This window comes from Pseudomonas sp. P4_B4 (assembly GCF_056402255.1).
Genome location: NZ_JBFUHS010000030.1, coordinates 1 through 25,290, shown reverse-complemented (window position 1 = coordinate 25,290; position 25,290 = coordinate 1). Strand labels below are relative to the sequence as shown.

Sequence of the window (25,290 nt, the reverse complement as noted above, 5' to 3'; positions counted from 1 at the left end):
GGTCACTTTTGTCCGCTCGCGCCATCAGGCTTCGTCTACATTCTCTGTCGAGCTCGTCCGCTCATATAACAACAATCAGGAGCGTGTACATGTCATTGCAAGGCAAAACCCTGTTCATCACCGGCGCCAGCCGCGGTATTGGCCGCGAGATCGCGCTGCGGGCCGCACGCGATGGGGCCAACATTGTGATCGCCGCCAAAAGTGCCGAACCCCACCCCAAGCTGCCAGGCACGATTTTCAGCGTGGCCCAGGAAGTGGAAGCCGCGGGCGGCAAGGCTTTGGCCTTGCAGGTAGATGTACGTGAGGAGGATACCGTCCGTGAGGCGCTGGCCCAGGCCAACGAACATTTCGGCAGCATTGATGCACTGATCAACAACGCCGGGGCGATCAAGCTGACCGGGGTCCAGCACCTTGAACTCAAGCGCTTCGACCTGATGCACCAGATCAACACCCGCGCCGTATTGCTGTGTAGCCAGGCTGCGCTGCCGTACTTGAAGAAGTCCAGCGGCCACATCCTCAACCTGTCCCCGCCGTTGAACCTGGCCACCAAGTGGTTCGCCCAATACAGCCCCTACACCGTCACCAAGTACGGCATGAGCATGCTGACCCTGGGCATGAGTGAGGAATTCAAGAACTATGGCATCAGCGTCAACTCGCTGTGGCCACAGACGATGATCGCCACCGCTGCCATCGAGTTTCAGCTGGGGTCGAGGGAATCGTTCAAGCATGCGCGCCTGCCTGCGATCATGGCCGATGCCGCGCATGTGATTCTGATCAGCGCAAACCGCAGCTTGACCGGGCGTTTGCTGATTGATGAGGAGATACTGCGGGAAAGCGGTGTGACGGAGTTCGAACACTATCGGTTCGCGCCCGACAGCAGCGACAAGCTGATGACGGATCTGTTTGTGGATTGAAACACCAATCATTGTAGGAGCGGGCTTGCCCGCGAAAGCGTCAGGTCAATCGACATCTTTGCGTCTGACATACCGCTTTCGCGAGCAAGCTCGCTCCTACAAGGGATCCCGAATCAATATTCGATCCGCACATCGCCTTTCGGCACGCTGCAGCACGACAGAATGAACCCATCCGCTTCGTCTTCTTCAGTGATCCCGCCGTTGTGATCCATCTCCACTTCACCACCCAGCTTCAACACCTTGCACGTCCCACAAATCCCCATGCCGCAGGCTTTGGGAATCATCAGGCCGACCTTGGCCGCCGCTGCATGCACGGTCTCACCCGGGGCCACGCGGATGCTCTTGCCGGAGGTGGTGAATTCCACTTGATGCAAATCCGCGGCGTCGACTTCCGGTGCCTCGGCCGCTTGTTCGGCGTGTTCCACGGCGTCAGCGCGCGCCTCTGGCGGGGTCGCACCGAAGGATTCTTCGTGATAACGCGACATGTCGAAGCCAGCGGCTTCCAGCAAGCGCTTGACCGCATTCATATACGGTGTCGGGCCGCAGCAGAATACTTCGCGCTCAAGGAAGTCAGGCGCCATCAATTCAAGCATTCTGTGGTTCAGGTAACCGCGATAACCGGCCCAGGGCTCACCCATACCGTGCTTCTCGCAGATCAGGTGCAGGCTGAAGTTGTCGATCCGCGACGCCATGTGTTCCAGCTCACGGTGGTAAATGATGTCTTTAGGCGAACGGGCGCTGTGGATAAACACCATGTCGACATTGCCGTTGGTGTCGTAGAACCAGCGCGCCATGGACATGACCGGCGTGATACCAACGCCGCCGCTTAAGTAGAGTACCTTCGGCGCGGTGAAGTCCATGGCATTGAACAGCCCGACCGGCCCGTGCACTGCCAGCTCCTGGCCTTCGTGCAGGGTGTCGTGCAGCCAATTGGACACCTTGCCGCCCGGCACACGCTTGATGGTCACCGAAAAGCTGTACGGCACCGATGGTGAGCTGGAAATGGTGTACGAACGCATGATCGGCTGGCCTTCAATCTCCAGCTCCAGGGTGACAAACTGCCCCGGTTTGAAGAAAAACAGGATCGGCTGGTCGGCCATGAAGCAAAAGGTGCGCACATCCCAGGTTTCCTGGATGACTTTGACGCAACGGACGATGTGTCGACCATTGGCCCAGGTCTGGGTGGTTACCGGGTTCAGGAAGCTGTTGGACATGCTGATCTCCACGGCCGACTGTCGGCCTTCATGTTGGCGATTCTGCGTATAGCGCGAACCATCCATTTACCTATCTGCGACATTGACATGCTTATCGCGACCAGCCCCCAACGACCGGGGCTTGCGCGTCGGGAACAGATTGCACCATGTCGCCCATGGATAAGGTTCTGGCCAGCGCCGGCCCCACACTCGCCCCATACCAAGACACAACCATTACACCTTGCGTAGCAACCCTGATCAGCCACTTTCGCCGGCCACACAGAATGGCCTTGAGGATTAAACGATGGACGTCACTACTACCCTGAGCCTGGGCGATCCGCTGGAACCCGCACGCAAGGCCACCGCACAGATGCTGCAAGAGCGCGAGCGCACGTTCTCGCTGCCGCAGCCGTTTTACTCCGACGAGCGCCTGTTTGATATCGACATGCAGGAAATCTTTCAGAAAGAGTGGTTGATCGCCGGCATGACCTGCGAAATCCCTACCAAGGGCAACTACCTGACCCTGCAGATCGGCAAGAACCCGATCATCGTGATCCGTGGCGCCGAAGGCGTGGTGCATGCGTTCCACAACGTCTGCCGCCACCGTGGCTCGCGCCTGTGCACCAGCGAAAAAGGCAAGGTTGCCAAGCTGGTTTGCCACTACCACCAGTGGACCTACGAACTGGACGGCCGCCTGCTGTTCGCCGGCACCGAAATGGGCGCCGACTTCGACATGAAAGAGTACGGCCTCAAGCCGGTGAACGTGAAGACCGCCGGCGGCTACATCTTCATCAGCCTGGCGGAAAACCCGCCGGCCATCGATGACTTCCTGTCGACGCTCAACCACTACATGGAACCGTACGACATGGAGAACACCAAGGTGGCGGTGCAAACCACCTTGATGGAAAAGGCCAACTGGAAACTGGTGCTGGAAAACAACCGCGAGTGCTACCACTGCAACGCGTCGCACCCGGAACTGCTGAAAACCCTGCTGGAGTGGGACGACGTCACCGACCCGCGCGCCGACCAGGCCTTCAAGGACCACGTAGCCGCCTCCGCCGCTGCCTGGGAAGCCGAGAAGATCCCTTACGCCCACGCCAGCTTCGGCCTGCGTAACCGCATCGTGCGCATGCCGCTGCTCAAGGGCACCGTGTCGATGACCATGGACGGCAAGCAGGGCTGCGCCAAGCTGATGGGCCGCATCCAGAACCCGGACCTGGGCTCGATGCGCATCCTGCACCTGCCGCACTCCTGGAACCACTGCATGGGCGACCACATCATCGTGTTCACCGTGTGGCCGATCAGCGCCCAGGAAACCATGGTCACCACCAAATGGATCGTGCACAAGGACGCGGTCGAAGGCGTGGACTACGACGTGGAGCGCATGCGCCAGGTCTGGGACGCCACCAACGACCAGGACCGTCGCCTGGCCGAAGAGAACCAGCGCGGCATCAACTCCACCGCGTACCAGCCTGGTCCGTACTCCAAGACCTATGAGTTCGGCGTGGTGAACTTCGTGGACTGGTACAGCGAGCGTCTGCTGAGCAACCTGGGGGCCGAGCCTGCGCCGTACCTCAAGGGTGTCCCGGTTAGCGGCTAAACATCAAAAGCATCGCGAGCAGGCTCGCTCCTACAGTGGATCGGTGGTGTACACAAACTCTGTGAACGACACCAATCGAATGTAGGAGAGAGCCTGCTCGCGATGGCGCCCTCAGCATCAACACAGTCCTCACGGTAATTCCTCTCCCTATTAGAACTGTACGAAATATGACCTATCTCGTTCAGGCCTATGCCCGCCGCACCTCCCAGCCTTCCGCGAACAAGTTATCCACACCTCCACCCACAGCTATTGGGGACAACTGTGGAAAGACCGCAAAATTTCTCCACAAAACCCAAAGAAAAATCGTGACTTATCCAGAAGCATGCTTCCACGAGCGGTCTGATCATTTTTTGATCAGAAGCCTGAAAGGCACGGACTGCGTAGCTTTCAGAGGATGGCGAACACCTTATCCACAGAAGCGCCAACAGACTTTGGGGTTAACTTCGAAGACACTGTGGAAAACCGCTATAACCCGCAAGAAACCGGTGTTTGCGTGGAATTCTACGGCTCACAACCATCAATTGATCATTTTTTGATCGCAACCATGAAAGCCCCTGTTTATAAGGCCTACAGCCGAAAGCAAACATCTTATCCACAGAAGCGCCAACAGAGATTGGGGGCAAGTCTGCACCCACAGCAGCACTTATCCCGTTGAAAAAGCTTGGAAAAACCACGGACAGGACTGGTTGTTTTTTGACCTAAGGCTTGCAGGGCCTGATTTATATGGGGTGTAGCGATGGGCGAACATGTTATCCACAGAACCACCAACAGGGATTGTGGGTAAACACCGAAGTTGTTCAGATTTTATTGAGGCATGAGCGACCTGAATCCAGGTCCAGGTTCAATTCAAAGTCTTTGAAGGCGCGCCATCCGAGCAATATCGACGGGACGTATTGCCCGCCGATCAGCGACGGCGGGATGGTAAAGCCCGGGTAGTATTTGTAGGTGACCGCCATGGTATTGCCTTGCAGGGCCAATACGCCATCGAAGCGTTGAAAGCGTCTGTTGTTGCCGGTGTAAACGTTCGAGCCTCCCGGTGTCAGCGCCTGCACAACGCTGACTTGCCTGCCGGGCGACGAGGCCGTCAGGTAGTCGATATTTCCGGTATCGATGATGGCCTGCGTTGCCTGGCGATCCAGCTGTGCGGCCACCACCAGCCGTTGATTGAGATCCAGGCGGCTGACGACAATCGACGCATCACAGCGTGTGGCAGACGGCGGATTTAGCTCCAGTGTTCTGCTGGTTATCTTCAAACGCCCCAGCTTGCTGATCAGATCCAGCCCCAACAGATTATCCCGGTCGCTGACAAAGACCAGGACGTTCCTGAACTCGCGGGTGCCGACTTTCAGCGACCTGAGAATGCCCAGCCTCGCGGCCAAGCCCTTTTCGCCATAAAACGTGCTGTAGCGATAAAAAGCATCGGGCAACAGTTGGATGCCCATCTGTTTCGCGGTGTCGATGTTGACCCGGGTTTGCGGTGCACCCGTGTCCAGTACAAAACGCGCCGAGACACCATTGGCCGCGCCGACCTCGATAAATGGCAGCACTTGTTCAGCGTTGTAGAAGTCGTCGGCATACGGATAGAGCGGCAGCACCTCATACCGCGTCGAACCGTTGACCGTGAAATCGCCGGTCGCCGCCAGGACAGCCAGTGATTTGCTGCCAAACGTGGAGAACAGCGGCTTCAGATCGGCGCTGGCCGCAATCGCCCGGGCATGCCTGGCCTTGATCGCCAGGTAGTACTCGGGGATTTGATTGGCGGCCTTGGCTTCGAGCAATCTGGCGAAGACCGTCACCGAGCAGCTGAGGTGTCTGTCGGCATCCAGTACCTTGTCGCACTGTTGCCGCAGTTGCGCCAGGGACGCGCTCCGGCCATGTTCGGAGTCTATCCAGCGGTAAAAATCCTGATCAGCCTCGGACGCCTTTGTCTGGGCGGCAGAGATCAAGCCTGTGGATAACCACATGGCCGATGCACAGAGCGCCAGAAGAGCGAAAGTCTTCATATTCAGGCCAGTCATAAAAACAGGGTTTTATGAGTCAGCGCTGAATGTCTGAAAGCTCCCGAAAACGTGCCGCACCCTTGATCAGCGCATGGAAAACTGTAGCTCACCGGGCTGACGGGTGTGGTGCGGGACGAAGAGATCCTGTGGGAGCGAGCTTGCTCGCGATGACGGAGTATCAGTCAACATCAATGCCGCCTGATACCACGCTTTCGCGAACAAGCCGCCCCCACAGTGTTTGTTAGCGAACCACACCTTCTTCAATCAGCAATTTGAGGATGGCCTCGGCCCCGGCTTGCGCCGTCACGCCCTTGAGTACCTGCCCGCCTCCACCACTGGCCTTGGCCGTCGCGGCTTTCATGCGGTCGGCACCGCTCTTGGCCTTGATCACCTTCAGACGCTTGGGCCGTGGCTTGGCCGGTTGCAGGGTGGCCACCGCGAGCAGTTCATCGTCGATGACCTCGACGTCCTGCGCTTGCAGCACGCCGCGTCGGGCCGGGCCGTAAGCGCTCTGCCGAGGCTTGGGTGCAGCGTTATCCACCGTCGCCAGAAACGGCAGGCGTACCTTCAGCCGACGACGTTGACCGCGGGGCAAGGCTTGCAGCACCAGCGCCGAACCGCCATCGATGGACTCGACCTGCGCGAGCCCCACCACCAGCGGCCAGCCCAGGCTTTCGGCCAGCAGGAAGGGCAACATGCCCGAGCCTTCACCGGTTTCCGCCTGGCTACCGGTCAACACCACCTGCGCCCCGGCATCGCGCAAATAGTCGGTCAGCGCCGGTAGCGCGTCGGCGCCTTGCGGTTGTTCCAGCACATGCAGTTGCTCAAGCCCCATGCCCAGGTAAGCGCGCAATGCAGGCTCGGAAATGTCGCCGGCATGCAGCACCTGCAAGTTATCCCCAGCCAATTGCAGGCCCAGTTCAACCGCCCGCGCATCCTGCTCCGCGCGACGCGGCCGACCGGATGTCGGGTGGGCGCCGATGGACACCAGGCTGATGATTTTCGTGCTCATAACCCTTTCCTTCCCTTAAGCCGCATCGCGCTTGGCGTCGTTGCGGTAAGCCTCTACCGCCTCGATCAAGGCTTGAAGAATCTCCGCGCTCTCGCCGATCACCGAGAGGTCTGCGCGCTTGATCATGTCGCAGCCAGGGTCGAGGTTGATCGCCACCACCTTGTCGCAGGCACCAATGCCTTGCAGGTGCTGGATCGCCCCGGAAATCCCCACCGCCACATAGACCCGTGCAGTGACCCAGGTGCCGGACGCGCCGACCTGGCGGTCGCGGGCCATGAAGCCGTCGTCCACCGCCACCCGCGATGCGCCTTCGGTCGCGCCGAGGGCTTCGGCGGTCCTGTGGAAAAGTCCCCAGTCCTTGACCCCGTTGCCACCGGAGAAAATGAACTCGGCTTCGGCCATTGGAATTGCCGCCGGATCGACGGCCACCGCGCCCAGATCTTCGATCCGCGACAGGCTGCGCGCCACAGTTGTGGATAACTCCACGGCCAAGGCTTCGTGACGGGTTTCGCTGACCGGTTCGGCGCACTCGACTGCCGCCAGAATCAATCGCGCCAGCGGACGGGCAAGGTCTTGCAGACCCGCGCCAGCACGGCCGATGCACTCCTGATCCTTGACCTGCCAGACCCGCGTGGCCGGGCGCTCGCCCAGTGCCGCAGCAAAACGTCGGCCGAGTTCGCCACCGCCACTGCGGCTGTCCGGCAGTAACCAGTGACGCGGGCTGAACTGGTTATCCACAGCCCGCAGGCCCTGGACCCGTTGCTCCGGTGCATAACCGTTGAATTCTTCACCTTCCAGCACCAGCAGACGGTCGACACCCGCCGTGGCGAAAGCGTTTTCCTTGTGTTCACCGAACACCACGGCCAGCACCGCGCCGTCCTTGCCGGCCAGTTGATGGGCCAGGCCCAGCAGGTCGCGGTCGTGACTGCTCAAGCGACCGCCGACCATGTCCGGCACCACGCTGATGTAAAACGCCGGCGCGGCCACTTGATGCAGCGGCAATTGCACTTCGACGGCGGCCGAGCGTTTGGTCGCCCCGCCCTGCTGGGCGCCGCTGCGGTCGATGCGTTTGATGCCGTTGGGACCAATGAAACCGATGCCATGGGGATTCTTGCGAATGACGCCGTTAGGCCCCATCCAGCTGTGCTGCGCCGGCTGCATGGCTGCGTGCAGCGGGTGCAGACGGTTGCGGGCAATCCATTCGGCCCGCGGGTCGCGGCGGATAATGTCGCTCATCAGTGGGCCTCCGCTGGTTCACGTTGGGCCGGCGTAGAGGGTTTGGAGGCGGCTTCTTCCAGCAACGCGTCGGCCACCAGCTCGGCAATGTCCTTGATCATCGGCCGGGGTTCGACCACGCCTTCGAGCATCGCGGTGCATTGTGGGCAACCCACGGCCACCAGTTCGGCGCCGGTTTCGCGGATGTCTTCCATGCGCATGTCGGGAATGCGTTGCTTGCCGGGAATGTCGGTGATCGGCGCGCCGCCACCACCGCCGCAGCAGCGCGAACGGAAGCCGGAGCGTTCCATCTCTTTCACTTCGATCCCGAGGGCGCGCAACACCTGACGCGGCGCCTCGTATTCGCCGTTGTAGCGACCGAGGTAGCACGGATCGTGGTAGGTCACGCTGTCGCCTTTGTGCTGTCCGAGATTGAGTGCGCCAGCATCGATGATTTCCGCCATGTAGGTGCTGTGGTGCTGCACCAGGTAGTTGCCATCGAAAGCGCCATACTCGTTTTTCAGCACGTGGAAACTGTGCGGATCGCAGGTGACGATGCGGTTGAAACTGTATTTGGCCAGAGTCTGGATGTTGCGCTTGGCCAACAGCTGGAAGGTCGCTTCGTCGCCCAGGCGCCGAGCCACGTCACCGCTGTCGCGTTCTTCGAGGCCGAGCACGGCGAAGTCGATTTTCGCCGCCTTGAGCACTTTGACGAAGGCGCGCAGGGTGCGCTGGTTGCGCATGTCGAAGGCGCCGTCGCCGACCCAGAACAGCACGTCGGTGGATTTCTTTTCGCTGAGCAGGTTGAGGTTCAGGTCAGCCGCCCAGTTCATCCGCCCGCCCGGCGCGAAGCCGCCCGGGTTGTCGGTAGCGATCAGGTTTTCCAGGACTTCGGCACCCTTGTTCGGGGTCGCGCCTTTTTCCAGGGTCAGATGACGGCGCATGTCGACGATGGCATCGACGTGCTCGATCATCATCGGGCATTCCTCGACGCAGGCACGGCAGGTGGTGCACGACCACAGGGTCTCGGCATCCACCAGACCGTTGACGATCGGCTGATGCGGATTACCGGCGTGTTCACCGATGGGTTTGCCTGGGTACGGGCTGCCGGCGAACTTGGCGTCGGTGCCACCGGCCAGGCCGACGACCATGTCCTGAATCAGTTTTTTCGGGTTCAGCGGCTGGCCGGCAGCGAAGGCCGGGCACGCTGCTTCGCATTTACCGCACTGCACGCAGGCGTCGAAGCCGAGCAATTGGTTCCAGGTGAAATCCTTGGGTTTTTCCACGCCTAGTGGCGCGGTCGGGTCGCTCAAGTCTAGAGGCTTGAGGCCCGTGGAACGACCGCCACCGAAGCGCTCGGCGCGACGGTGCCAGGCCAGGTGCAGCGCACCGGCGAAGGCGTGCTTCATCGGCCCGCCCCAGGTCATGCCGAAGAACAGCTCCGACACGCCCCACAACACGCCAACCCCGAGAACCGCCGCCAACAGCCAGCCACCGAAGTTTTCCGGGAGGATCCCGGCCACCGGCAGGGTCAACAGGAAGAACGAGGCCGAGAACGCCAGCAGGCTTTTCGGCAGGCGCATCCACGGGCCTTTCGACAGACGCGACGGTGGGTTGCGTCGACGCAGGTAAACAAAGATCGCGCCAACGAACATCACTGCCGTCATCAGCAGCAGCGCATAGCCGAGGAAGCGGTTATGCAGGCCGAAACCATGCACCAGAATCGCCAGCACGATGGACGCCACCGCACCGCCGGCCGTGGCGACGTGGGTGTTGGCAATGTATTTGTCCCGCGCGACCACATGGTGCAAGTCGACCATGTAGCGCTTGGGCATGGCGAACAGGCCGCCGATCAGGTCGACTTTCGAAGCCCGGCCCCGGCGCCACATGGCCACCCGCCGCAACGCGCCCAGGACACCAAGGCCCAGGGCTGCGAACAACAGGATTGGAAGAAGGGTGTTCAACATGGTGAAGCTCCCAAAGACCTCGGGTCTTGCAAGGGTTCATGTGCTTGCCGTTAAAGGCCTGACACCGACCTGTGGCGAGGGGGCTTGCCCCCGTTCGGCTGCGAAGCAGTCGTAAATCGGTCAAATGCATTTTTTACTGACAGACCGCATTGACTGATTTTGGGGCCGCTTCGCAGCCCAACGGGGGCAAGCCCCCTCGCCACAGTGATGGTGGTGATACTGTTAGAAATCCTTGCACAACCGCAGCGCGTCGTAGATCGCGGCGTGTGTATTACGCTGAGCCACGCAATCGCCGATACGGAACAGCAAGTAGCCGTCGCCCGTGGTGCTCAACGATGGTTGCGGCTTGATCGCGAACAAGGCTTCGATGTCCATCTGGCCTTTGTTGCGCGAGCCTTCCTTCAACGCGTAGTAGATTTCTTCGTCCGGACGCACGCCGTTTTCCACCACCACCTGGTCGACCACCCGCTCCTCTTTGGCGCCGGTGTATTCGTTTTCCAGCACCGCCACCAGCTTGTCGCCTTCGCGGTAGACCTTCTCCAGCATCATGTCGCCGGTCATGATCACTTCTTTGGGGTACATGCTGCGGTAGTAAGTCGGGAACGACGTACCGCCGATGGCCACGCCCGGTTTGATGTCGTCGGTGACGATCTCGACCTGGCTGCCCTTGTCGGCGAGGAAGTCGGCCGTCGACATCCCGGTGAACTCGCAGATGGTGTCGTAGACCAGCACGTTCTTGCCCGGCGCAACCTTACCGTCAAGGATGTCCCAGCTGCTGACCACCAGGCCTTCAGCCGCGCCCCAGTGTTCGTTCTGCTCCAGGAACGGATGACCGCCGACGGCGAGTACCACCACGTCCGGACGCAGGTCGAGAATGGTCGCCGCATCCGCCGCCACGCCCAGGCGCAGATCGACTTTCAAGCGCGCCAGTTCCAGTTGGAACCAGCGGGTGATACCGGCGATCTGATCCCGCTGTGGAGCTTTCGACGCGGTAGTGATCTGCCCACCGATGAATTCTTTCTTCTCAAACAGGGTCACGTCGTGGCCACGTTCGGCCGACACGCGAGCCGCTTCCATCCCGGCAGGACCGGCACCGACCACCACGACTTTGCGCTTCACACCGGTCGATTTCTCGATGATGTGCGGCACGCCCATGTATTCACGGGAAGTCGCGGCGTTCTGGATGCACAAGACGTCCAGGCCCTGGTACTGACGGTCGATGCAGTAGTTGGCGCCGACACACTGTTTGATCTGGTCGACCTGGCCCATTTTGATCTTGGCGATCAAATGCGGGTCAGCGATGTGGGCGCGGGTCATGCCGACCATGTCGACGTAGCCGCCCTCCAGAATACGGGTCGCCTGGTTCGGGTCCTTGATGTTCTGCGCGTGCAGCACAGGTGCCTTGACCACTTCCTTGATACCGGCCGCCAGATGCAGGAACGGCTCCGGTGGATAACTCATGTTGGGGATAACGTTGGCCAGGGTGTTGTGGGTGTCGCAACCCGAGCCGACCACACCGATGAAGTCGATCATGCCGGTGTCGTCGTAGTACTTGGCGATCTGCTTCATGTCCTCATGGGACAAGCCATCCGGGTGGAATTCATCACCGCACAGACGGATGCCGACGCAGAAGTCCGGACCCACTTCCTTGCGCACAGCCTTGATCACTTCCAGGCCGAAACGCATGCGGTTCTCGAAGCTGCCGCCCCATTCGTCGGTACGCTTGTTGACCCGCGGGCTCCAGAACTGGTCGATCATGTGCTGGTGCACGGCCGACAATTCGACGCCGTCCAGGCCACCGGCCTTGGCCCGCGCCGCAGCACTGGCGTAGTTGCCGATCACCCGCCAGATTTCTTCCGGCTCGATGGTCTTGCAGGTCGCACGGTGCACCGGCTCACGGATGCCCGACGGCGACAGCAGGGTTGGCCAGTGCTCGCCGTCCCAACGGGAACGACGGCCCATGTGGGTAATCTGGATCATGATCTTGGCGCCATGCTTGTGCATGGCATCGGCCAGGTTCTGGAAGTGCGGAATGATCCGGTCGTCCGCCAGGTTCACCGACTTCCACCAGCCTTGCGGGCTGTCGATGGCCACGCTGGAGGAGCCGCCGCAAATCGCCAGGCCGATCCCGCCCTTGGCTTTCTCTTCGTAATACTTGACGTACCGGTCGGTGGTCATGCCGCCGTCGGTGGCATAGACCTCAGCGTGCGCGGTGCTGAGCACGCGGTTGCGGATGGTCAGTTTGCCAATTTGAATTGGCTGGAACATTGCTTCGAAAGCCATGGCGGGTTCCTCGACTTACAACGGCTTGACGGTGAACAAGCCGTCTTCGTGGCCCTCTTCGGAGCCACCGTAGACTTGTTCGGCCACGGTGCGGATCTTGCTGCCGCGAGCGGCGAGGATCTGGTCCATGGCCCCTGCAAACCAGCCGGTGAACATGTAGTCGACCTTGCGCCCGACCTTGCCGTACACATAGACGAATGCCGAGTGTTCGAGCTTGACGCTGGCGGTGCCTTTGTCGAGGTCGATGTCCTGGATCTTGAACAGGCCCCAGCCGCGCTGCGACAGGCGCTTCATGTAGTGCTCGAACACCGCGACGCCTTCCAGGCCGTGGCATTCGGCTTCTTTTTCACACCAGTGCCAGGCGGACTTGTAGCCGGCCTTGTAGAGGATTTCGGCGTAGGCTTCAGCGCCCAGCACTTCCTCGATGCCCATGTGGTTGTTGACGAAGAAATGCCGTGGCACATACAGCATCGGCAGGGCGTCGGAGGTCCAGACACCGGTTTCGCTGTCGACTTCGATTGGCAATTGCGGGGCGATCTTGGCCATGGAAACTTAACTCCAGAAAATTCGTTGTGTTGCCCGCTGCACGGACGGCAGCGGGAAATGATTCAGAAGTGCGGCGGCTTATTCGCCCCAGACATCTTTCAAGACGTTCACCCAGTTCTCGCCCATGATCTTGCGTACCACACGCTCGGAGTGGCCGCGCTTGAGCAGGGTCTCGGTCAGGTTCGGGAACTCGCCCACGGTGCGGATGCCCAGCGGGTTGATGATCTTGCCGAAGCTGGTCAGACGGCGGGCGTAGCCCTTGTCGTGGGTCAGGTATTCGAAGAAGTCCTGGCCATGGCCCTGGGTGAAGTCGGTGCCGATGCCAATGGCGTCTTCGCCGACGATGTTCATTACGTACTCGATGGCTTCGGCGTAGTCGTCGATGGTCGAATCGATGCCCTTGGCCAGGAACGGCGCGAACATGGTCACGCCGACAAAGCCGCCGTGGTCGGCAATGAACTTGAGTTCTTCATCGGACTTGTTGCGCGGGTGCTCCTTGAGCCCCGACGGCAGGCAGTGGGAGTAGCAGACCGGCTTCTTCGATTCGAGGATGACTTCTTCGGAAGTCTTGGAGCCGACGTGGGACAGGTCGCACATCACGCCAGCCCGGTTCATCTCGGCAACGATTTCGCGACCGAAGCCCGACAGGCCGCCGTCACGCTCGTAGCAACCGGTGCCCACCAGGTTCTGGGTGTTGTAGCACATCTGCACGATACCGACGCCAAGCTGCTTGAAGACTTCGACATAGCCGATCTGGTCTTCAAAGGCGTGGGCATTCTGGAAGCCGAAAAGGATGCCGGTCTTGCCCTGCTCCTTGGCTTTACGGATGTCGGCGGTGGTGCGGACCGGAATCACCAGGTCGCTGTTCTCGCGGATCAGCTTCTGGCTCGCGGCGATGTTGTTAACGGTGGCCTGAAAGCCCTCCCACACCGACACGGTGCAGTTGGCCGCGGTCAAACCGCCCTTGTGCATGTCTTCGAACAGTTCACGGTTCCACTTGGCAATAATCAGCCCGTCGATAACGATGCTGTCGGCGTGCAATTCGGCTGGGCTCATCAGGCTGTCCCCTTATTAGCGATTCATGCGCCGAATCGTCTGCCGGCGCTTTGGGGCCAGCATATGCCTAGGTGCCTAAGCAGCCGGGTGCAAAAACGACAGGGGAATTGCCGAAAGCGTCAATCCGCGACAAAGGGTCGTCGCCAGGCACAATCACCGACCTGTTCAAGGCCTTCGGCTTGGGCCAGAATTCGCCGAATCAATGGAATAGAGCGGCGACCTGAATGAAATCCATCCTTCTGGCTTTGGCACTGATTGCGACCGGCGTACACGCAGCCGAGGTGTCCGACGACAACCCGTGCGACAAAGTCGAAAACGACGTCCAGACCCTGGAATGCTCGGTCTTCAGCAAAACCACCGCCGAAGACCTGCTCAAGGAAAACCTCCAGGGCCTGACCGAGCGCATGCAGTCGCAGTACGGCAAAAACCCGTCGCAACTGGCCGACATCACCGCCAAACTCAAGGCCGCCCAACAGCAATGGCTGAAGACCCGCGACGCAGACTGCGCCGTCGAAGCCTTCCCGGCCACCTCTGGCAGCAAGGCATTCACCATTGCCCAGAACGATTGCATTGCGCGAATGAGCGACGAGCGGTCGGAGTTTTTGGAGTCGATTGGGCAGGAATAGTCCTGAATGTCCCGCTGAAAGCTGGCACTACCACCAGCTTCCAATCGCCAAAAAACCCTTTTCCTACAAAGCACTCTGATCTGACCTACAGCTCCTGTCCAAGGCCGCTGCTCTGCGGACTTTTCACGCAACATGCCGACAAATGTTGTTGATGGCCAACCATAAAAATATAAGTAAATATTCGCAAATCTTATAAAAGACTTATATTATTCCATGAACAGCATTCACTGGACTCGAAAGGCCGTTAAGCAACTCTTGAGATTGCATTCCGTTCACCAAATTCAGGTTCGTGATGCCATCACGGCGCTCGCTGACATGCCTGACGTGAGTCAGGTCAAGGCACTCGTTAGTCATGACTTCGCTTATCGACTGCGCGTCGGTAACTACAGGGTCATGTTCAACTGGGATGGCGCGATCAAAGTGGTCAGTATTCAAGAGGTCAAAAAACGCGATGAACGCACCTACTGACGTTCAAATCATCAACGACGAAAACGGCAACCCCGCATTCGTGGTCATCCCCTATGCGCAATATGTCGCGCAAAGGATTGAGCCAGACCTGATCCCCCACGAGGTGGTCAGCCGTATCGTCGATGGAGCCACGCCCATCCGCGCCTGGCGCGAACACTTGAACCTTACCCAGGATGAAGTGGCCAAACGCATGGGTATTTCTCAACCCGCATTCGCCCAACAGGAAACAGTCGCCAAGCCCCGTAAAGCCACTCGCGAAAAAATCGCCTCGGCATTTGGCATCACCGCCAGTCAACTCGAGCTGTAAGCTGCATGCCATCAGCCAGTAAAGGGATTCAACATGAAAGTCTGCGGCATCGAAATCAAAGGCAGCGAAGCGATCATCGCCCTCGCCTCACTCGACTGCCTGGCGCTCGGCCACGTGGCCCTGGCCACCAAGAAAATCGCCTTGGACGATGACGACGAAGCCGCCAACGTCAAAGTGTTCGCCGCTCAGGTCGCTTCGTTTGTCCGTGAGAATTCCATCGACCGCATTGCGATCAAGAAGCGCAGCAAGAAAGGCGAGTTCGCTGGCGGGCCGACCACGTTCAAGATCGAAGGGGTTTTCCAGTTGCTGGAGAATTGCGAGGTGACCTTGCTGTCGCCGCAGACCATCAATGCCCAGGCCAAGAAGCACAATTTTGAGCTGCCGGGGACGCTGAACAAGTATCAGCATGAGGCGTTCAAGGCGGCGTGTTCGGCTTTGATGAAGAAGTAAGCAGATTCAAAAAGATCCATCCGGCGCCAGATCCACGCTGGCGCCCTTTTGTACCTTCCCCCACCGCTGCTCTTAAACAGACACAACCCTGTCATTTATGAGAGTTAGCAGGCTAAAAACCAAGCGCATACATTGGAACTTTCCTTAAGCGCTCGACAATCACATGACCGACCTCCTGCAGACCAACATTCACCATGCCACCCCAACCCTGATGGCACAGGACCCGCGCCGCCAGTCGATTCGTAGCGTGGCCTACTACCGGGCCCACCTGGAACAAACGCCTGAACCGCATATCAATCGCCAGGCTTACAACCCGAACGGGCACCTGAGCGCCGGCTGGGACCCACGACTATGGCCAACGCAAGGCCAGCCTAATCTGACCATGGTGTACGGCCTCTCCGGCGAGCCATTACTGAACAGCAGCGTTGATGCCGGCTGGAGAGCAAGACTGCCGGGGGCCAGAGGCGAGATTCGATTCGAGTGGGATGGTCGACAAAATCAACGTCAGATCGAGTACGACAACCTGTTACGCCCGATCGCCATCTCAGAGCAAGCTGTCAACGCTGCCTCTGCCACGACTGAGCGGATGGTCTATGCCGATAGCCACGCCGAGTACAGCTCACATAATCAGTGCGGACGCCTGATTCGCCACGACGACACGGCTGGCTGCCTGCATCTCAATGAATACAGCCTTGCGGGCACCCGGCTAAGCGAATCCCGGCAATTCATGAACGACCTGTCAGTTGCCAGTTGGCCAGAGCGCTTGACTGACCGCGACAGCAAACTCGAAGCCGAAAGTGAAACCACCCAATGGCGCTTCAACACCCTGGGCGACCTGTTGACCCAGACCGATGCACGGGAGAACCAAAGACAATTGGGCTATGACGTCGCAGGCCAGCTCACACAGGTAATCCTCAAACGCAGACATCTGCCGGTCAAAACGCTACTCAGGAACAGGCGCTACAGCGTCAGTGGTCAGATCAAACAAGAAATCGCGGGTAATGGTGTGACGACAACCCGCCGTTATGACGTTCAAAGCGATCGCCTGTTGCAACTCACCGCAAGTCGTCCAGGCCATGCGCTCCAGGACCTTGCCTACACCTACGATCCTGTCGGCAATATCACCCGGATCCGGGACTCGGCCACAGCTATACGCTACTTCAGGAACCAGCGTACTGACCCCGCCAACCACTATCGATATGACACGCTTTCTCAATTGGTAGAGGCAAGCGGTCGCGAATCCGTTGCCGCGAGCCAGGGTCCCTTAACGCGCCCGTCGCAATCGACAGTGACAAGTAGCTACAAACAGACATTCTCATATGATCCCGCAGGAAATCTACAAACCCTCGTCCATGAAGGTCTTCGAGGTTACACCCGTGAGATGGTGACCAAGTCTTCAAGTAACCGCAGCTTGCCCAAACCGCCGGCAGGTGAGCCGGACTTCATCAGGAGCTTCGACAGCAACGGCAACTTGCTGGTCCTGTCACCCGGCTCACAGGCCATGCATTGGGATAGCCGCAACCAATTGAGCCAGGTCATCCAAGTCATCAGAGATGGGGTACCGAATGACGATGAATGCAATCGCTACGATGCTCACGGCCAGCGGCTACGCAAGGTGCTCCATCGCAAAGCAAAATCTGTGACCTTGGCCAGCGAAGTACGTTATCTGCCCGGGCTGGAGATCCATTACAACGGTCGCGAAGAAGTACGGTATGTCGTGAATGTTGACGCTGGAGATTGCAACGCGCGGGCTTTGCATTGGCACGACGATCCGCCCGAAGGCATTGCCAACGGCCAGATCCGTTACAGCCTGGGCGATCACCTTGGATCCTGCACGCTGGAACTGGACGAGGATGCCGCGCTGATAAGCCAGGAGGGTTACTACGCTTTTGGTGGCACCGCTTGGTGGCTCGCTCGAAGTGACGCCGAGGCCAATTACAAGACAATCAGGTACTCCGGAAAAGAACGGGATGCCACCGGACTTTATTACTATGGACTTCGTTATTACGCACCCTGGTTACAGCGCTGGATCAACCCGGATCCGGCGGGTGACATCGATGGGCTCAACCACTACAGGATGGTTCGAAACAATCCGCTGCGATTCAAGGACAGCCAAGGCCTTGCGCCGGTTGAGCCCGTCAATGAATACGAAAGGAAAATGGTCGCTGCTGGGCAGGCGATACTTTATCGGCGTGCCAACGACTTGCCCGAGGACCAGCGACGCGAATTCCAGAACGACTTTTCAGCCATGGTCGACTTTACAAAAAATGCGATTTCAGCGCTCGCAGGTCCAGATCGGACACCTTCGACTCAAGAAAAATTAAGAAATATTTTCGGCCCCAGCATGGATGAGGAACACCTGAACATCGCGGCAGATGCAGCCAGGAAAAAACTTAAGAAAAACCTTCGTGGTGCATTAAAGGATCAAGCTAAAGGTGTTCGATTTGTCTTTACCGATAACAATCCGCTAAAACCTGAACAGCGGGCGCATTGGGAAAAATCAACGTCTCAAGGGATTAACGCTATCTATTTGAACCTCAATGGCCGTGAACAATCACCACCACTTAACGCTGCGACAATTTTTCACGAGCTCAGCCATGTTCATGCCAAGACAAAAGACTTCTGGTACTTGTTTTCCGACTCATCACCTGGCGATACAGGAGAGATGATTGATGCAAATATCAATGCGGCACTTCGGAGATCTTTAACGATTGCCACAAACGGTCCCGATTTATCAAAAATCAAACAAAAGAGCCGCCATGTAGCGGCGAAGCTCATCGAACGGGAACAAATAGAATCCCGGTCACTAGAAAGTCAGGCATGGAATGCACAAATAGCAATCACCACTCACAACGCTGACAGTCTGACCGCTCTAGCCCTCCAGTTCAGGTCCCCGCAGTTGCACTAAACAACCGGCGCCTCTGTGGGAGGGGGTTGCGGCACATCGGCACCTTGCCGACCGCCAACACTGCGCCGATCCTCCCGCGGACAGCGCTCATACTTCGCCCGATAACTGCGGGTGAAGTACGACGGCGATTCAAACCCGCAGGCAATGCTCACCTCCAGCACGCTCATGTCGGTCTGGCGCAGCAACTGCCGGGCTTTTTCCAGCCTCAGTCGCAGGTAGAAATTGCTCGGCGTGTCGTTCAGGTGCAAACGGAATAAACGCTCCAGCTGCCGCCGCGTCACCTTGATCGATTCCGCCAGTTCCAGCGTGCTCAGGGGCGGTTCGCTGTGCTGTTCCATCTCGCCGATTACGTGCACCAGTTTCTTGTTGCTGATGCCATAGCGCGTGGCGACTTCCATGCGCTGGTGGTCTTTGCGCGGGCGGATGCGGCCGAGCACGAATTGTTCGCTGACCTGGATCGCCAGTTCCGGGCCGTGGGCCTGGGCGATCAGATCCAGCATCAGGTCAATGGAAGCGGTACCGCCGGCGGAGGTGATGCGGCGGCGGTCGATCTCGAACAGCTCCTGGGTGACGCTGAGTTGTGGATAGGATTCCTTGAAGGCGTCGATGGCTTCCCAGTGCAGGGTCAGGCGATGGCCGTCGAGCAGGCCGGCTTCGGCGAGGATGAAACTGCCGGTGTCGATGGCGCCGAGGGTCACGCCTTCGTTGTCCAGGCGGCGCAGCCAGTGTTCCAGCGCCGGGGTGGTGAACTTCAGGGGTTCGAACCCGGCGACCACCAGCAGTGTCGCGCCTTTCTTGAGCGGCTCCAGCGCCGCATCGGCGTTGACCGACATGCCATTACTGGCCAGCACCGCCCCGCCATCGGCGCTCAGCACATGCCAGCGATAGAGCTCGCCGCGAAAGCGATTGGCAACCCGCAACGGCTCGATGGCCGAGATAAATCCGATGGCCGAGAAACCCGGCATCAACAAGAAGTAGAAATCCTGGGACATGGAGCGCACTCGCTTAGCAGGTAACAGGAGGCCAGGTAACGAGAGGGCGGGCAGCGTAGGGATGTTGATACGCCACTTGCGAGCGGCATTCAAGAGCGCAGGTCGCTGCAGTGCAAGAGCTGGTCGCCGCAGTGCGCTTTCATCGGTGCTTTGCTGCGTAACTTGGCATCACCGGCGCATCAGACACCGGAACTCACAATAAACGAACTGCCGAGGAACCTGAGATGAAACGACTGATCAGCAGCTGTGTTCTTGCACTCAGTGGTACCGCTTTGCTGAGCGCCAGTGTCATGGCCGCCGAACCTGCCGCGTGCCAGAACGTGCGCATGGGTGTAGTGAACTGGACCGACGTGATCGCCACCAGTGCCATGACCCAGGTATTGCTCGATGGCCTCGGCTACAGCACCAAACAAACCAGCGCCTCCCAGCAAATCATCTTCGCCGGGATCCGCGACCAGCGTCTGGACCTGTTCCTCGGCTACTGGAACCCGCTGATGACCCAGACCATCACCCCGTTCGTCGACGCCAAACAGGTCAAGGTGCTTGAAGCGCCAAGCCTGCAGGACGCCCGCGCGACCCTCGCCGTGCCGACCTACCTCGCCGACAAGGGCCTGAAAACCTTCGCTGACATCGCCAAATTCGAAAAAGAACTGGGTGGCAAGATCTACGGCATCGAGCCTGGCTCGGGCGCCAACACCCAGATCAAGGCGATGATCTCCAAGAACCAGTTCGGCCTCGGCAAGTTCCAGCTGGTCGAGTCCAGCGAAGCCGGCATGCTCGCTGCCGTGGATCGTGCCGTGCGTCGCAACGAAGCCGTGGTGTTCTTCGGCTGGGCGCCGCACCCGATGAACGTCAACGTGAAAATGACCTACCTCACCGGCAGTGAAAACGCCCTTGGGCCGGACGAAGGCAAGGCCACGGTGTGGACCGTCACTGCGCCGACATACGCCGAGCAATGCCCGAACATCGGTCGCCTGCTGAGCAACCTGACGTTCACCGCCGAAGACGAGAGTCGGATGATGCAGCCACTGCTGGATCACAAGGACGCTTTCGAGTCGGCCAAACAATGGATCAAGGATCACCCGCAGGACAAAAAGCGCTGGCTTGAAGGCGTCACCACCTTCGATGGCAAACCGGCCGCTGAAAACCTGCAACTGACCAGTAAATAAACCCGATAGAACCACCGACTCGCAGCCCCAACGGGCTGCGAACGGGACCACCACGCCCGGCCAAAACCAAAAACTCGCCTGTAAGGAACTGCCTCATGAACCACGACGTCATCATCACCTGCGCACTCACCGGTGCTGGCGACACGACCGCCAAGAGCCCACACGTGCCGGTCACCCCGAAACAGATCGCCGCTGCCGCCGTGGAAGCCGCCAAGGCCGGCGCCACCGTGGTTCACTGCCATGTGCGTGACCCGCAAACCGGCAAGTTCAGCCGTGACGTGGCGCTGTACCGCGAAGTGATGGAGCGCATCCGCGAGGCGGACGTGGACATCATCGTTAACCTCACCGCCGGCATGGGCGGCGACCTGGAGATCGGTGCCGGCGAGAACCCGATGGAGTTCGGCCCGAATACCGACCTGGTCGGCCCGCTGACCCGCCTGGCCCACGTCGAAGAACTGCTGCCGGAAATCTGCACCCTCGACTGCGGCACCCTGAACTTCGGCGACGGCGACACCATTTACGTCTCCACCCCGGCGCAACTGCGTGCCGGTGCCAAACGCATTCAAGAGTTGGGCGTTAAAGCCGAGCTGGAAATCTTCGACACCGGCCACCTGTGGTTCGCCAAGCAGATGATCAAGGAAGGCCTGCTCGACAACCCGTTGTTCCAGCTGTGCCTGGGCATCCCGTGGGGCGCGCCGGCGGACACCACCACCATGAAAGCCATGGTCGACAACCTGCCGGCGGACGCGGTCTGGGCCGGCTTCGGTATCGGTCGCATGCAGATGCCGATGGCGGCGCAAGCGGTGTTGCTCGGCGGCAACGTGCGGGTCGGGCTGGAAGACAACCTGTGGCTGGACAAGGGCGTGCTGGCGACCAACGGCCAACTGGTCGAGCGCGCCGGCGAAATCCTCAGCCGCCTCGGCGCCCGCGTCCTGACCCCTGCTGAAGGCCGGGCAAAAATGGGCCTGACCAAGCGCGGTTGACCCTTACACACTTTCCCCCTGTGGGAGCGAGCCTGCTCGCGATAGCGGTTTACCTGCCTCAATTGATGCATCGGATGTACCGACGCCATCGCGAGCAGGCTCGCTCCCACAGTTTTTTCCGAGCCAAATTCAGGAAGTCGCCATGAGCTTTATCACCGAAATCAAAACCTTCGCAGCGCTGGGCAGTGGTGTCATCGGCAGCGGTTGGGTGTCCCGTGCCCTCGCCCATGGTCTGGATGTAGTGGCCTGGGACCCGGCCCCCGGCGCCGAAGCCGCCTTGCGCAAACGCGTCGCCAATGCCTGGGGCGCGCTGGAGAAACAAGGCCTGGCGCCGGGTGCATCGCAGGATCGCCTGCGTTTTGTCGCGACCATCGAAGAGTGCGTGCGCGATGCCGATTTCATCCAGGAAAGCGCCCCGGAGCGACTGGAGCTGAAACTGGACCTGCACAGCAAAATCAGCGCCGCAGCCAAGCCCAATGCCTTGATCGGTTCCAGCACCTCCGGCCTGCTGCCGAGCGAGTTCTACGAGAGTGCCACGCACCCTGAGCGTTGCGTGGTCGGTCACCCGTTCAACCCGGTTTACCTACTGCCGTTGGTGGAAGTGGTCGGCGGCAAAAACACCGCCCCTGAAGCGGTGCAAGCGGCCATGAAGGTCTATGAATCCCTGGGGATGCGCCCGCTGCACGTGCGCAAGGAAGTGCCGGGTTTCATCGCCGACCGCCTGCTCGAAGCGCTGTGGCGTGAGGCGCTGCACCTGGTCAACGACGGCGTGGCGACCACCGGCGAAATCGACGATGCAATCCGTTTCGGCGCCGGCTTGCGCTGGTCGTTCATGGGCACCTTCCTGACCTACACCCTGGCCGGTGGCGATGCCGGCATGCGCCACTTCATGGCGCAGTTCGGCCCGGCATTGCAATTGCCGTGGACCTACCTGCCGGCGCCGGAGCTGACCGACAAGCTGATCGACGACGTGGTCGATGGCACCAGCGATCAACTGGGCAAACACAGCATTTCGGCGCTGGAGCGCTATCGTGATGACTGCCTGCTGGCAGTGCTGGAGGCGGTGAAGACCACCAAAGAGAAGCATGGGATGGCCTTCAGCGAGTAATCAGTCAGCAGGCCCGGCCCCTTCGCGAGCAGGCTCGCTCCCACAGCTTATGCGCGGTCCTTGTGGGAGCGAGCCTGCTCGCGAAAGCGGCAGTCCAGTCACTCTAAAAATTGGATCAAAACCATGCCCACCCTCACCACCTACCAAACCACCATCATCCCCGACTGGGTCGACTACAACGGCCACCTGCGCGACGCCTTCTACCTGCTGATTTTCAGCTACGCCACCGATGCCCTGATGGATCGCCTGGGCCTGGACAGCAACAGCCGCGAGGCCAGCGGCAACTCACTGTTCACCCTCGAACTGCACCTGAACTACCTGCACGAAGTGAAGCTCGACGCCCAAGTCGAAGTGCACACCCAAATCATTGCCCACGACAGCAAGCGCGTGCACCTCTATCACAGCCTGCATCTGGTCGGTGATGCCCAGGAACTTGCTGGCAACGAACAGATGCTGCTGCACGTGGATCTCGCCGGGCCGCGTTCGGCGCCGTTCAGCGAACAGTCCTTGAGCCGGCTGCAAGCCATCGTCGCCGAACAGGCGGACCTGCCAACGCCCGACTACATTGGCCGAGTGATCGCATTACCCCCAAAAAAATAACAAGGAGATCGCCATGAACACCGCCGCAGCATTTGCCGACTTTCGTACCTATCCGTTGATCAGCGCGCTGACTGGCGTGCAGACCCTGGCGGACCGTGTTCTCGTGAAATGGGCCGACAATCGCGTCAGCCCTTTCCACCATCAATGGCTGCGGGATAACTGCCCGTGCCCGCAGTGCGTCTACACCGTGACCCGCGAGCAAGTGCTGGAAATCGTCGATGTGGCTCAAGATCTGATGCCCGATAACGCCAGTATCGACGGCGATGGCTGTTTGTCGGTTGATTGGCAGGACGGCCACTCAAGCCGTTTCGACCCTGGCTGGCTGCGCGCCCATGCCTATGACGACGAATCCCGCGCCGAGCGTCAGGCACGCAAGCCTAAAGCCAGGCTCTGGCACAGCGATTTGCAGTTGCCGGTGTTCGAGTATCAAGCGCTGATGAACGACTCCGATGCCTTGTTGCAATGGTTGTTGGCGGTGCGAGATGTCGGATTGACCCAGGTCCGTGGCGTGCCTACCGAGCCCGGTTCCCTGAAGCTGATCGCCCAACGGATTTCCTTCATCCGCGAGAGCAATTTCGGCGTGCTGTTCAACGTGCAATCCAAGGCCGACGCCGACAGCAACGCCTACACCGCCTTCAACCTGCCACTGCACAGCGATTTGCCGACCCGGGAGCTGCAACCGGGGCTGCAGTTTTTGCATTGCCTGGTCAATGACGCCGAGGGTGGCGAGAGCATTTTTGTCGATGGTTTTGCCATTGCCGACGCCTTGCGCCGGGAAGATCCGGAGGCTTTCAAAAGCCTCTGCGAAATCCCCGTGGAGTTTCGCAACAAGGACCGTCACAGCGACTACCGCTGCCTGGCACCGATCATTGCCCTGGATGCGTTGGGGCAGGTGTCGGAAATCCGCATGGCGAACTTTCTGCGCGGGCCGTTCGATGCCTCGGTGGAGCAGATGCCCAAGCTGTATCAGGCCTACCGGCGCTTTATCGCGATGACCCGCGAGCCTCGATTCAGGTTGATGCAGCGGCTCAATCCCGGTGAGCTGTGGTGCTTCGACAACCGCCGCACCCTGCATGCCCGCAACGCCTTCGACCCCGCCACAGGCGCCCGGCATTTCCAGGGCTGCTATGTCGACCGGGATGAGTTGTTGTCGCGGATTCTGGTGTTACAGCGCTAGACCGCGTCATCGTTCTTCGTCGGAACGCCGCCCGGAGCAAGCCCGCTCCCACATTCGATCGCATTCCTCTGGGAGAACTCGCTCAACTGTGGGAGCGGGCTTGCTCGCGAAGGCGGTATATCAATCAACACAAAACCCACTGAATCACAGACAAAAAAAGCCCCGATCAAGCCGTGACAGGATCGAGGCAGAGGGTACTGTTGAGGAGCTGCCGTGCGAGGGTGACCAAACCTTCGTGAAGCGAGCTGAGTCCAGTGTGCCCACTCCCCCGCGGGCCAGGTTAGCCGAAAACGACATGTTCATAACCAATTGAGCCATTGCGACAATTCGTCCTTGCCGACACCCGGCACCCCTACCAGAATCGAACCACGACACCGTTCCCTGAAGAAGGATTGCGTCATGATGCACGCCGATTTGATAGACCAGGAAGACCTGTTGGGCCAGCTCAAGTCATTGGGATTCGAAGTGCCCACCGGCGCCACCGCCGAGCAGGCCTGCGAGTGTGCGGTAAGGGGGTTGAACGATGTGCGGGCGATGACCCTGCGGACCATGGTCAAGCAGATGTACACCAGCAGCGCGACCATCCTGCCGGCGGTGCGCCAGGCGATCGACAAGCAGTTGTTGCCGGCGTTGGCGGAGTACCAGCAGAGCCACACAGGCCGATAAAAAGCCTTCGCGAGCAAGTCGGATCGCCGCACCGCCGCTCCCACAGTTGA

The 25,290-nt window shown here is 59.7% G+C and carries 22 protein-coding genes; 13 read left to right on the top strand and 9 right to left on the bottom strand.

Features of this window, described 5'->3' with window-relative positions:
* The first annotated feature begins 89 nt into the window (after positions 1-89).
* On the top strand, positions 90-914 hold the full coding sequence (locus AC1DVE_RS24855) for an SDR family oxidoreductase (protein ID WP_223460426.1): 825 nt from the start codon (positions 90-92) through the stop codon (positions 912-914).
* Between the two features lie 113 nt (positions 915-1,027).
* Here AC1DVE_RS24855 and gbcB read toward each other — a convergent pair whose 3' ends face one another.
* Complete coding sequence (gene gbcB, locus AC1DVE_RS24850; protein WP_223460428.1) at positions 1,028-2,128, bottom strand: glycine-betaine demethylase subunit GbcB; 1,101 nt, start codon at positions 2,126-2,128, stop codon at positions 1,028-1,030.
* Between the two features lie 283 nt (positions 2,129-2,411).
* Here gbcB and gbcA point away from each other — a divergent pair, with 283 nt between their 5' ends.
* A complete protein-coding gene (gene gbcA, locus AC1DVE_RS24845; RefSeq protein WP_223460430.1) occupies positions 2,412-3,707 on the top strand; it encodes a glycine-betaine demethylase subunit GbcA in 1,296 nt (431 codons plus the stop codon).
* Between the two features lie 797 nt (positions 3,708-4,504).
* On the opposite strand, the gene AC1DVE_RS24840 is transcribed toward gbcA, so the two are convergent.
* The 7 genes from AC1DVE_RS24840 to AC1DVE_RS24810 form a co-directional block, all read right to left on the bottom strand.
* Positions 4,505-5,671, bottom strand: a complete 1,167-nt coding sequence (locus AC1DVE_RS24840; RefSeq protein ID WP_477784276.1) for a retropepsin-like aspartic protease — start codon at positions 5,669-5,671, stop codon at positions 4,505-4,507.
* Positions 5,672-5,948: 277 nt separating this feature from the next.
* Positions 5,949-6,719 carry an electron transfer flavoprotein subunit beta gene (gene etfB, locus AC1DVE_RS24835; protein WP_046039371.1) on the bottom strand — a complete coding sequence of 257 codons (771 nt, stop codon included), beginning with the start codon at positions 6,717-6,719 and terminating at the stop codon, positions 5,949-5,951.
* A gap of 15 nt (positions 6,720-6,734) precedes the next feature.
* The gene (gene etfA, locus AC1DVE_RS24830) at positions 6,735-7,955 is read right to left on the bottom strand and encodes an electron transfer flavoprotein subunit alpha (protein ID WP_223532930.1); all 1,221 of its coding nucleotides are present in this window, start codon (positions 7,953-7,955) and stop codon (positions 6,735-6,737) included.
* Positions 7,955-9,901: a dimethylglycine demethylation protein DgcB gene (gene dgcB, locus AC1DVE_RS24825; RefSeq protein ID WP_223460434.1), complete on the bottom strand. Its 1,947-nt coding sequence runs from the start codon at positions 9,899-9,901 to the stop codon at positions 7,955-7,957. The genes etfA and dgcB overlap by 1 nt, the downstream gene beginning before the upstream one ends.
* Before the next feature lie 222 nt (positions 9,902-10,123).
* Positions 10,124-12,184: a dimethylglycine demethylation protein DgcA gene (gene dgcA / locus AC1DVE_RS24820; RefSeq protein ID WP_223460436.1), complete on the bottom strand. Its 2,061-nt coding sequence runs from the start codon at positions 12,182-12,184 to the stop codon at positions 10,124-10,126.
* A 15-nt stretch (positions 12,185-12,199) separates the two neighbouring features.
* On the bottom strand, positions 12,200-12,730 hold the full coding sequence (locus tag AC1DVE_RS24815; RefSeq protein ID WP_008048169.1) for a DUF5943 domain-containing protein: 531 nt from the start codon (positions 12,728-12,730) through the stop codon (positions 12,200-12,202).
* A gap of 78 nt (positions 12,731-12,808) precedes the next feature.
* Positions 12,809-13,786, bottom strand: coding sequence for a dipeptidase (locus AC1DVE_RS24810; RefSeq protein WP_223460438.1), 978 nt, complete (start codon positions 13,784-13,786; stop codon positions 12,809-12,811).
* Positions 13,787-14,010: 224 nt separating this feature from the next.
* Here AC1DVE_RS24810 and AC1DVE_RS24805 point away from each other — a divergent pair, with 224 nt between their 5' ends.
* The 5 genes from AC1DVE_RS24805 to AC1DVE_RS24785 all read left to right on the top strand — a co-directional run bounded on the left by AC1DVE_RS24805 (position 14,011) and on the right by AC1DVE_RS24785 (position 18,545).
* Complete coding sequence (locus AC1DVE_RS24805; protein WP_223460440.1) at positions 14,011-14,412, top strand: lysozyme inhibitor LprI family protein; 402 nt, start codon at positions 14,011-14,013, stop codon at positions 14,410-14,412.
* Between the two features lie 213 nt (positions 14,413-14,625).
* Positions 14,626-14,880 carry a type II toxin-antitoxin system RelE family toxin gene (locus AC1DVE_RS24800; protein WP_223460442.1) on the top strand — a complete coding sequence of 85 codons (255 nt, stop codon included), beginning with the start codon at positions 14,626-14,628 and terminating at the stop codon, positions 14,878-14,880.
* Positions 14,864-15,187, top strand: coding sequence for a helix-turn-helix domain-containing protein (locus AC1DVE_RS24795; protein ID WP_223460444.1), 324 nt, complete (start codon positions 14,864-14,866; stop codon positions 15,185-15,187). The genes AC1DVE_RS24800 and AC1DVE_RS24795 overlap by 17 nt, the downstream gene beginning before the upstream one ends.
* 33 nt (positions 15,188-15,220) lie before the next feature.
* Positions 15,221-15,637: a DUF3010 family protein gene (locus tag AC1DVE_RS24790; protein ID WP_223460445.1), complete on the top strand. Its 417-nt coding sequence runs from the start codon at positions 15,221-15,223 to the stop codon at positions 15,635-15,637.
* A 163-nt stretch (positions 15,638-15,800) separates the two neighbouring features.
* Positions 15,801-18,545, top strand: a complete 2,745-nt coding sequence (locus AC1DVE_RS24785; RefSeq protein WP_477784274.1) for an RHS repeat domain-containing protein — start codon at positions 15,801-15,803, stop codon at positions 18,543-18,545.
* Here AC1DVE_RS24785 and AC1DVE_RS24780 read toward each other — a convergent pair.
* On the bottom strand, positions 18,542-19,537 hold the full coding sequence (locus tag AC1DVE_RS24780) for a GlxA family transcriptional regulator (protein WP_223460449.1): 996 nt from the start codon (positions 19,535-19,537) through the stop codon (positions 18,542-18,544). The genes AC1DVE_RS24785 and AC1DVE_RS24780 overlap by 4 nt on opposite strands.
* A gap of 224 nt (positions 19,538-19,761) precedes the next feature.
* Between AC1DVE_RS24780 and AC1DVE_RS24775 the strand changes: the two genes are divergently transcribed.
* The 6 genes from AC1DVE_RS24775 to AC1DVE_RS24750 all read left to right on the top strand — a co-directional run bounded on the left by AC1DVE_RS24775 (position 19,762) and on the right by AC1DVE_RS24750 (position 25,240).
* Positions 19,762-20,706, top strand: a complete 945-nt coding sequence (locus AC1DVE_RS24775; RefSeq protein ID WP_116261445.1) for a choline ABC transporter substrate-binding protein — start codon at positions 19,762-19,764, stop codon at positions 20,704-20,706.
* 95 nt (positions 20,707-20,801) lie between these two features.
* Positions 20,802-21,689, top strand: coding sequence for a 3-dehydrocarnitine:acetyl-CoA trimethylamine transferase CdhC (cdhC, locus tag AC1DVE_RS24770; protein WP_008048151.1), 888 nt, complete (start codon positions 20,802-20,804; stop codon positions 21,687-21,689).
* A 142-nt stretch (positions 21,690-21,831) separates the two neighbouring features.
* Positions 21,832-22,797, top strand: coding sequence for an L-carnitine dehydrogenase (locus AC1DVE_RS24765; RefSeq protein WP_095964145.1), 966 nt, complete (start codon positions 21,832-21,834; stop codon positions 22,795-22,797).
* A 123-nt stretch (positions 22,798-22,920) separates the two neighbouring features.
* Complete coding sequence (locus AC1DVE_RS24760) at positions 22,921-23,397, top strand: thioesterase family protein (RefSeq protein ID WP_223534124.1); 477 nt, start codon at positions 22,921-22,923, stop codon at positions 23,395-23,397.
* A gap of 13 nt (positions 23,398-23,410) precedes the next feature.
* Positions 23,411-24,574, top strand: a complete 1,164-nt coding sequence (locus AC1DVE_RS24755; protein ID WP_223460455.1) for a gamma-butyrobetaine dioxygenase — start codon at positions 23,411-23,413, stop codon at positions 24,572-24,574.
* Positions 24,575-24,973: 399 nt separating this feature from the next.
* Entirely contained in the window at positions 24,974-25,240 is a 267-nt protein-coding gene (locus AC1DVE_RS24750) for a hypothetical protein (protein ID WP_007995656.1), read from the top strand.
* Positions 25,241-25,290 lie beyond the last annotated feature (50 nt).

Bases quoted from the DNA above. Each gene is read 5' to 3' on its own strand.
- AC1DVE_RS24855 (WP_223460426.1), top strand. From the start codon at position 90: ATGTCATTGCAAGGCAAAACCCTGTTCATCACCGGCGCCAGCCGCGGT.
- gbcB (WP_223460428.1), bottom strand. From the start codon at position 2,128: ATGTCCAACAGCTTCCTGAACCCGGTAACCACCCAGACCTGGGCCAAT.
- gbcA (WP_223460430.1), top strand. From the start codon at position 2,412: ATGGACGTCACTACTACCCTGAGCCTGGGCGATCCGCTGGAACCCGCA.
- AC1DVE_RS24840 (WP_477784276.1), bottom strand. From the start codon at position 5,671: ATGTGGTTATCCACAGGCTTGATCTCTGCCGCCCAGACAAAGGCGTCC.
- etfB (WP_046039371.1), bottom strand. From the start codon at position 6,719: ATGAGCACGAAAATCATCAGCCTGGTGTCCATCGGCGCCCACCCGACA.
- etfA (WP_223532930.1), bottom strand. From the start codon at position 7,955: ATGAGCGACATTATCCGCCGCGACCCGCGGGCCGAATGGATTGCCCGC.
- dgcB (WP_223460434.1), bottom strand. From the start codon at position 9,901: ATGTTGAACACCCTTCTTCCAATCCTGTTGTTCGCAGCCCTGGGCCTT.
- dgcA (WP_223460436.1), bottom strand. From the start codon at position 12,184: ATGGCTTTCGAAGCAATGTTCCAGCCAATTCAAATTGGCAAACTGACC.
- AC1DVE_RS24815 (WP_008048169.1), bottom strand. From the start codon at position 12,730: ATGGCCAAGATCGCCCCGCAATTGCCAATCGAAGTCGACAGCGAAACC.
- AC1DVE_RS24810 (WP_223460438.1), bottom strand. From the start codon at position 13,786: ATGAGCCCAGCCGAATTGCACGCCGACAGCATCGTTATCGACGGGCTG.
- AC1DVE_RS24805 (WP_223460440.1), top strand. From the start codon at position 14,011: ATGAAATCCATCCTTCTGGCTTTGGCACTGATTGCGACCGGCGTACAC.
- AC1DVE_RS24800 (WP_223460442.1), top strand. From the start codon at position 14,626: ATGAACAGCATTCACTGGACTCGAAAGGCCGTTAAGCAACTCTTGAGA.
- AC1DVE_RS24795 (WP_223460444.1), top strand. From the start codon at position 14,864: ATGAACGCACCTACTGACGTTCAAATCATCAACGACGAAAACGGCAAC.
- AC1DVE_RS24790 (WP_223460445.1), top strand. From the start codon at position 15,221: ATGAAAGTCTGCGGCATCGAAATCAAAGGCAGCGAAGCGATCATCGCC.
- AC1DVE_RS24785 (WP_477784274.1), top strand. From the start codon at position 15,801: ATGACCGACCTCCTGCAGACCAACATTCACCATGCCACCCCAACCCTG.
- AC1DVE_RS24780 (WP_223460449.1), bottom strand. From the start codon at position 19,537: ATGTCCCAGGATTTCTACTTCTTGTTGATGCCGGGTTTCTCGGCCATC.
- AC1DVE_RS24775 (WP_116261445.1), top strand. From the start codon at position 19,762: ATGAAACGACTGATCAGCAGCTGTGTTCTTGCACTCAGTGGTACCGCT.
- cdhC (WP_008048151.1), top strand. From the start codon at position 20,802: ATGAACCACGACGTCATCATCACCTGCGCACTCACCGGTGCTGGCGAC.
- AC1DVE_RS24765 (WP_095964145.1), top strand. From the start codon at position 21,832: ATGAGCTTTATCACCGAAATCAAAACCTTCGCAGCGCTGGGCAGTGGT.
- AC1DVE_RS24760 (WP_223534124.1), top strand. From the start codon at position 22,921: ATGCCCACCCTCACCACCTACCAAACCACCATCATCCCCGACTGGGTC.
- AC1DVE_RS24755 (WP_223460455.1), top strand. From the start codon at position 23,411: ATGAACACCGCCGCAGCATTTGCCGACTTTCGTACCTATCCGTTGATC.
- AC1DVE_RS24750 (WP_007995656.1), top strand. From the start codon at position 24,974: ATGATGCACGCCGATTTGATAGACCAGGAAGACCTGTTGGGCCAGCTC.